Raw genomic sequence first — 4,739 nt, forward strand, 5'->3', positions numbered from 1 at the left:
GGTTATCTCCGGCTGGGTGCGTGGATCTGCGGCGAGCCGTCGTACGACAGCGACTTCGGCTGCGCGGACTTCTACGTCCTCTTCTCCCTGGACCGGATGAACCCGCGCTACCTGCGGCACTTCCTGGGTGGGGAGCAGCGGTGACCGGCGTACCGCGCGACCTGTGGCGGCCCTTTTCGGGCTGCGACGACGACTGCCTGCCGGTGGCCGGCGAGGTGCCCACCGTGCCGGTGGGCCGCCGGGTGCTCCGGCTGGTCGCCGCGCTCGGCATGCTGCTGGCCGGGATCCCGGTGGCGCTGCTGTCGCCAGTGCTTCCCACCCGGGAGCGGCAGACGTTGATCAGCGGCTGGGCGCGGGCCACCGTGCGCGCGTTCGGTGTCCGCCTCGTGGTGAAGGGGCGGCTGCCCCGACGGCGCGCGCTGCTGGTCGCCAACCACGTCTCCTGGCTGGACATCCTCGCGGTGCTGGCGGTCGCGCCCACCCGGATGGTCGCGAAGCGGGAGGTCCGCTCGTGGCCGGTGCTCGGGCTGCTGGCCGCGGCGGCGGGCACCGTCTTCGTGGACCGGTCCCGGCCCCTGGCGTTGCCGACCACCGTCGGCCGGGTCGCCGACGCGCTGCGCGCCGGGCGGTCGGTGACGGTCTTTCCGGAGGGTACGACGTGGTGCGCCGGAAGCACCGCGACCGACTGTCGTCCCGGCGGTGGCTTCCGGCCCGCGACGTTCCAGGCGGCCATCGACACCGGCAGTCCGGTGGTGCCGCTGCGGCTCAGCTACCGCTGTGCGGCCACCGGGTCGACCACCACGGTCGCCGCCTTCCTCGGCGCGGACACCCTGCTGCGCTCGGTGGCCCGGGTGGTGACGGCGCGGGAGCTGGTGGTCTCGGTGACGATCGCCGGAGCGCTGCACCCGGCCCGTGGCGCCGACCGGCGGTGGCTGGCCCGGGCCGCCGAGTCGGCCGTACACCTGTTGCCAGCGGCGGGTGCCCCGACGCCGGCCCGGCTGCGGGCGGTCCCCACGGCGAGCCCGACTGTTCCGGTCCCGACGCACACCCCCGATCGGGAGCTGGACCTGGCGGCCTGAGGGAGAGCCGCCCGCGCCCCGCGCCCCGCGCGCCAAGACCGCGCGCCCCGCGCCAAGATCGCTCGATCCAGGAAAGAGTGGCCTCGGTCGTGCGGGAAGCCACTGGATCCAGGATCGAGCGCGATCTTGACGTGCGGAGGCGCGCGACACTCGCGACTGTCTTGTGGTATCGCGATGTATCGCGTTACATTCTTCTCCTGTTCGGCGTGCGTGCGCGCGTCGGCGAGAGGGGGACGCCATGGCCGGATGGACGATCGAGAGCCCGCAGCGGCTCACCGTGGACGATCCTGTCGTCAGGCTGGACGTGCGACTGATCAGTGGGCGGCTCAACGTGGTCGCCACCGACGGGCCGACCCGGATCGACGTGACCCAGGTCGGCCGTCGGCCGGTCCTGATCGACCACGTCGACGGCCGGCTCAGCATCCGCCAGGAGCGCGGTCGGGGCTGGTCGGACGTCCTGCGGTGGTTCCGGATGATCCACCGCTATCCCCGGGTGGACGTCTCCATCGCCGTGCCCGCCGACGTCCTCGCCGATCTGGGCCTGGTCGCGGGCTCACTCGTCGCCTCCGGCCTGCGCCGGCAGACCACCGTCGACGTCGTCGCCGGCCAGATCACCCTGATGGGGCTCCGCGGCAGCACCTCCGCGAAGATCACCTCCGGGCCGGTGGAAGCGCTCGGCGTCCGGGGCGACCTCACCCTGGAGACGGTTTCCGGAGAGGTGATCCTCGCCGACAGCGCCGCCGACCGGGTGCGGGCGCAGACCGTCTCCGGCGCGATCACCTGCGATCTGGACAACCCTCGGCGCAGCGAGATCCGGCTGACCACCATCTCGGGCAGCATCACCGTCCGGGTCCGCGAGGACAGCGACCTCGCCGTCCGGCTGAACACCGCTTCCGGCCGCATCACCAGCGGCTTTCCGCAGCTGAGCACCTCGACCTTCCCACTTCCCAGCAGCGAGGGGGTGCTCGGCGCCGGCGACGGTAAGCTCTGGGCTTCCGCGACCTCGGGGAGCATCGCCCTGCTCGCCCGAGCGGTCGACGACGACGGGGAGGAGCTGCCGTGACCGCCGTGTTCAGCCACGGTCGGCTCCGGCTCTACCTGCTCAAGCTGCTCGACGACGGCCCGAAGCACGGCTACGAGCTGATCCGACTGTTGGAGGACCGGTTCCTCGGGCTGTACGCCCCCAGCGCCGGCACCATCTACCCACGGCTGCAACGGCTGGAGGCCGAAGGGCTGGTCAGCCACACCGCGGCCGGTGGCCGCAAGACGTACGAGATCACCGACGCCGGGCGTGCCGAGCTGCGCCAGCGGGCCGGCGAGCTGACCGCGCTGGAGACGGACATCGCCGCCTCCGTGGCGGACCTCTCCAGCCTGGCCGGCGAGATCCGCAGCGAGGTACGCGGATCGGTGCGCGACCTCAAACGGGAGCTGAGCGAGGCCACCCGGCAGACCCGGCGAGCCCGGTGGGAGGCGCCCGCGCCGCCGCCCCGCCCGACGTCGACCACCGGCCCGCAGGCCGAGCTGTTCGACGAACTCGACCAGCGGTTGACCGCGTTCACCGCCGAGGTGGGCCGGCTGATGCGTGCCCGGCAGTTCAGCGACACCCAGCTGCGCACCGCGATCCGGCTGCTCGACGGTGCCCTCGACGGGCTGCGTCGCCTGCTGCGCTGACCGACGGCGACTCACAGCCTTTTTGCAGGAAGCGTCCAGCGCTGGCGCAGTGACGTCACCGATGATTGGCACATGCCCGCTACCCAGACCGAGGCGCGACTGCTTGTCGTCGAGGACGACCCCAACATCCTCGAACTGCTCTCCGCGAGCCTGCGGTTCGCGGGCTTCGACGTGGCCACCGCGACAAGCGGGAGCGCGGCGCTCAACGCCGCCAAGGACCACCGGCCCGACCTGGTGGTGCTCGACGTGATGCTCCCCGACCTGGATGGTTTCGAGGTCATCCGGATGCTCCGCGAGGGCGGCACGCGTACCCCGGTGGTGTTCCTGACCGCCCGGGACGCCACCGACGACAAGATCCGTGGGCTGACCCTGGGCGGGGACGACTACGTCACGAAGCCGTTCAGCCTGGAGGAGTTGACCGCCCGGATCCGCGCCGTGCTGCGCCGCACCACGACCGGCGAGCAGGCCCCGTCCCGGCTCACCTTCGCCGACCTGGAGTTGGACGAGGAGACCCACGAGGTGCACCGGGCAGGCCAGCGCGTGCAGCTCTCGCCGACCGAGTTCAAGCTGCTGCGGTACCTGATGCTCAACGCCAACCGGGTGCTGTCCAAGGCGCAGATCCTCGACCACGTCTGGAACTACGACTTCCGGGGCGACGACAACATCGTCGAGTCCTACATCTCGTACCTGCGGCGCAAGGTCGACACCACCCAGCCCCGGCTGATCCACACTCTCCGCGGTGTGGGGTACGTGCTGCGCAAGCCGGCGGCGTGAACGCGGTCCAGCAGGCGAAGGGTCGGGTACGCAGCGTCCCGCTGCGGGTGAAGCTGGTCACCTCGGTGCTCGCGCTGGTCGCCGTCGCGCTGCTGGTGATCAGCTCGCTGACCGCCTACTTCCTGCGCAACTACCTGCAGGGGCAGGTCGACGGGCAGGTCAGGTCGACCGCCCAGGGCCTGGGTCAGCTGCTCCCGAAGCTGCGCAGCGGGCAGGTCAACGCCATGCTGCCCAGCGACTACGTGGTGTCGGTGGCTGACGAGCAACAGGTCTACCCGGCGATCTACGACGACATCAGTCTCGACCCAGCGCAGCTGCCCACATTCCCCACCAGCCGGGACGGCTTCGAGGACCTGGAGGGGGAGCCGCGGACCGTCGTGTCCCATGACGGCTTCACCAGATGGCGGGTCTACTACGCGGCCCAGCCGGACGGCTCGGTGCTCGCCGTGGGTCAGCCGCTCACCGAGGTGGACCGGGCGGTGAAGCAGCTCGTCTGGATAGACCTACTGGTCGGCGGTGCGGTGTTGATCATGCTGGCCTCGGTCGGTGCGGCGATCGTCCGGACCAGCCTCAAACCGTTGGTGGAGATCGAACGCACCGCCGCCGCGATCGCCGGCGGTGACCTGTCCCGCCGGGTGCCCGACCCGGAGGAGGGGCAGGAGTATCCGACCTCTGAGCTGGGCCGGCTCTCCCGCGCGCTGAACGCGATGCTCACCCAGATCGAGGTGGCGTTCACCGCCCGAGCCGCCTCGGAAACCTCGGCCCGTTGGGCGGAGAGCGCCGCCCGCGACGCCGCCGCCGCCGCTCAGGCGTCCGAAGCGCGGGCCATCCGCTCCGAGGAGCGGATGCGGCAGTTCGTCGCCGACGCCTCCCACGAGTTGCGTACCCCGCTCACCACCATTCGTGGCTTCGCCGAGCTGTACCGGCAGGGTGCGGCCCGCGCGCCGGAGCAGACCGCCGGTCTGCTGCGCCGGATCGAGGACGAGGCGGCCCGGATGGGGCTGCTGGTGGAGGACCTGCTGCTGCTCGCCCGGTTGGACCGGGAACGGCCCCTCGCGCTGACCCCGGTGGAGCTGCCGGTGCTCGCCTCTGACGCCGTGCAGGCCGCGCGGGCGATGGCACCGGACCGGCGGATCGAGTTGGAGATCGAGCCCGAATCGGGCCCGCTGGTCGTCTCCGCCGACGACGCGCGGTTGCGGCAGGTGATCGGCAACC

The 4,739-nt window shown here is 71.8% G+C and carries 5 protein-coding genes and 1 pseudogene; all 6 read left to right on the forward strand.

The window, feature by feature from the left end; translation table 11 throughout:
* Positions 1 to 144: pseudogene (locus tag KBX53_RS22800) on the forward strand (GNAT family N-acetyltransferase); the annotation flags it as partial.
* Positions 141 to 1,079, forward strand: a complete 939-nt coding sequence (locus tag KBX53_RS22805; RefSeq protein ID WP_210861541.1) for a 1-acyl-sn-glycerol-3-phosphate acyltransferase — start codon at positions 141 to 143, stop codon at positions 1,077 to 1,079. The pseudogene KBX53_RS22800 and the gene KBX53_RS22805, both read left to right, overlap by 4 nt.
* Positions 1,080 to 1,317: 238 nt before the next feature.
* A complete protein-coding gene (locus KBX53_RS22810) occupies positions 1,318 to 2,142 on the forward strand; it encodes a DUF4097 family beta strand repeat-containing protein (RefSeq protein ID WP_210861543.1) in 825 nt (274 codons plus the stop codon).
* Entirely contained in the window at positions 2,139 to 2,750 is a 612-nt protein-coding gene (locus KBX53_RS22815) for a PadR family transcriptional regulator (RefSeq protein ID WP_030336719.1), read from the forward strand. Before KBX53_RS22810 ends, KBX53_RS22815 begins: the two co-directional genes overlap by 4 nt.
* Positions 2,751 to 2,822: 72 nt before the next feature.
* The gene (locus KBX53_RS22820; protein WP_030336721.1) at positions 2,823 to 3,524 is read left to right on the forward strand and encodes a response regulator transcription factor; all 702 of its coding nucleotides are present in this window, start codon (positions 2,823 to 2,825) and stop codon (positions 3,522 to 3,524) included.
* Positions 3,521 to 4,739 (forward strand): HAMP domain-containing sensor histidine kinase (locus tag KBX53_RS22825; RefSeq protein WP_210861545.1); only part of this gene is annotated, 1,219 nt, incomplete at its 3' end. The genes KBX53_RS22820 and KBX53_RS22825, both read left to right, overlap by 4 nt.

The sequence above is a fragment of the Micromonospora sp. M51 genome, assembly GCF_018070305.1.
Taxonomy (GTDB): Bacteria; Actinomycetota; Actinomycetes; order Mycobacteriales; family Micromonosporaceae; genus Micromonospora; species Micromonospora parva.